Origin of the sequence: Zoogloea dura (genome assembly GCF_012927165.1) — a bacterium.
In the GTDB taxonomy this organism is placed as follows: Bacteria; Pseudomonadota; Gammaproteobacteria; order Burkholderiales; family Rhodocyclaceae; genus Zoogloea; species Zoogloea dura.
This window is the reverse complement of record NZ_JABBGA010000069.1, coordinates 1-2,614: the sequence shown is the minus strand read 5'-3', so window position 1 is coordinate 2,614 and position 2,614 is coordinate 1. Positions and strand designations below refer to the sequence as shown.

Genomic DNA, 2,614 nt, shown 5'->3' with positions numbered 1-2,614 from the left:
TGTCCGTACCGGTTTAAAACTGACCAGGTGTACCGGTTGAATTTTGACCAGGGACGATAGCCGCCCGTCATTCAGGCTGCTGTGGATAAGTCTATCGGTTTTTCCCTTCCTGGGAAGCTCCTTCCACGTCGATGGCGAGGTGTGTGTTGGCGGTGCGCCCTCCGCGCAGGGCGGAGCCCGGAGCGGAGGGCGCACCGGGGCGCCGTCAGAAGGGTTCAGCATCCTCGGCCGCGCCCGATGTCCGCCTCGCTTTCTCCCGGGTCTTGATCTTTGATCTGGCCACCGCGCTGCTGTGTTGGAACCGCCACGAGTCGTTGCCGGTCTCGATGATGTGGCAGTGGTGCGTGAGCCGGTCCAATAGGGCCGTGGTCATCTTCCCGTCGCCAAACACGCTGGCCCATTCCCCGAAGGTCAGGTTGGTGGTGATCATCACGCTGGTGTGCTCATAGAGCTTTGAGAGCAGGTGGAACAGCAAGGCGCCGCCAGCCTGGCTGAAGGGCAGATAGCCCAGCTCATCAAGGATCACCAGATCCACATTTCGCAGCGATTGGGCGATCCGCCCGGACTTGCCGACGGACTTCTCCTGCTCCAGCGCATTGACCAGGTCCACGGTCGAGAAGAAACGCACCCGCCGTTCGTGCCGAGTGATGCCGGAGACCCCCAGGGCCGTGGCCAGATGCGTCTTGCCGGTGCCCGGCCCACCGATCAACACCACGTTGTGGGCGTTGTCGCTAAAGCTCAGGTCAGCCAGTTCATCAATCAGGTGCCGGTCCACGCAGGATTGCCCGAAGTCGAAACCGGCCAGATCGCGATGGATCGGGAAACGCGCCGCCGTCATCTGGTAGCGGATCGAGCGCATGACCCGATCCGTCCCCTCGGCGTCGAGCAGATGCTCGATCAGCCACAACGCACCTTCCACCCTGGCCTGTCCGCCAAGCTCCGTCAGCTCGCTCCAGGCCCCGGCCATGCCGTACAGGCGCAGCGCTTTGAGTTCCGCGGCGATCTCACGCATGGCCGATCTCCGGGCTGCGTAAGCGGTCGTAGCGGCCCGTGTCGGCGATCGGCGCCTCCTTCACCTCCAGATGCGTCTGCACCGCCTCCGGAGGCGCATCCTGCTTGAGGCGGCCTATCACGTTGAGGACATGTTCGACACTCACCACCCCGGATTCGAGAACCAGTTCAACGGCCACGAGAACGGCCTCCAGCCCGGCTTTGGGCACCACCGCAAGCATCTGGCTCATCACCCGGTCGCCCCCGTCGCGTTTGAGGAGCAGGCGTTGCAGGCGAATCAGGGACTCGGGCATCCCGGCAAAGGGTGCTCCGTTCCTCAACGCCCCTGGTTTGCGCTCCACCAAGGACAGGTAGTGGCGCCAGTCGTAGCAGGTCTGGCCGCGCTCGAAGCGGCGCGGGTGGCTCGCCACCACCGCGTCGTCAAAGACAATCTCGATCCGCTCCGGGTACAGTCGTTTGCTGATCAGCCTGCCCGCCAGCTCGCACGGCACCGAATAGTGGTTGCGTGCCACACTCACCAGGCAGGTGCTGGAGACCCGCCCCGGCTCTTCCACGTAGCCGTCGAACGCCGTCACCATTGGCATCAGTTGCGGCTGCTCGTGCTCAAGCATCTCGGCGACCGAGAGCGCGTACTCCGGATGACGGATTTCCTGCCAGAGGGCCTGGCAGCGGGTCAGCAGCCAGGTGTTCAGCTCCGCGAAGCTACTGAAACGCAAGCTGCCCGCTTCCTGCCAGACGCGCCGCCGGCTGTCCTGCACGTTCTTCTCGACGATGCCTTTCTCCCAGCCACTGGCGACATTGCAGAAATCGGCGTCGAACAGGTAGTGCGAGCACATCGCGGCAAAGCGGGCATTGACCACTCGGCCCTTGCCCTTCTTGACCCTGTCGACGGCGGTCTTCATGTTGTCGTAAATCCCCCGCCGCGGAATGCCGCCCAGTGCCGCAAAGCTCCGCGTGTGCGCATCAAACAGCATCTCGTGGCCCTGGCTCGGGTAAGCCACCAGCACAAAGGCACGGCTTGCGCACAGCTTCAGGTGAGCAACCAGTAGCTTTCTCCAGACTCCGCCAATCACCAGGCCTTCCTCGCTCCAGTCGAACTGGAAGGCTTCGCCCAGTGCGAACTTGAGCGGCACGAAGGCGCGGCTCGGCGCATTCGCCCCCACCCCAAGGCGCCAGTCCCGGATGAAGTCGGTGAGTACCGTATAGCCACCGGTGTAACCCAAGCCCCTGAGCTCAGCCAGCAGTGCCTTGGCGCTGCGACGGTCCCGCTTGGGCCTTCGCGCGTCCGCTTCAAGGGCTTGGATCAAGGTGGCCTGGTACGGCCCCAGCTTGCCCGGCGTGGATTCCCGCCGGTAAGCCGCCGAGGCCCCTTCCGGAGCTCTCAACCACTTCTTGACCGTGTTGCGCGACAAGCCCGTGCGCCGCGAAATCTCCGAACGGGACAGTCCGTCCCGGTAATACATCCGTCTGACCTTGCCCAGCATTTCCATGGTGATCACCTCGCTTCCTCTGCCTCAAAAAGAGGCAGGGAGGTTAAACACCCTGGTCAAATTTCAACCGGAATTCACCCCGATTGATGGTCAGTTTTCGGCCGGCAACAACA

Annotated in this window: 2 protein-coding genes; both read right to left on the bottom strand. The window is 63.4% G+C overall.

Annotated elements, in window-relative coordinates:
* Positions 1–205 precede the first annotated feature (205 nt).
* Positions 206–1,012, bottom strand: coding sequence for an IS21-like element helper ATPase IstB (gene istB / locus HHL15_RS26060; protein ID WP_169148679.1), 807 nt, complete (start codon positions 1,010–1,012; stop codon positions 206–208).
* Positions 1,005–2,501: an IS21 family transposase gene (gene istA / locus HHL15_RS26055; protein ID WP_169148680.1), complete on the bottom strand. Its 1,497-nt coding sequence runs from the start codon at positions 2,499–2,501 to the stop codon at positions 1,005–1,007. Before istA ends, istB begins: the two co-directional genes overlap by 8 nt.
* Positions 2,502–2,614: the final 113 nt, after the last annotated feature.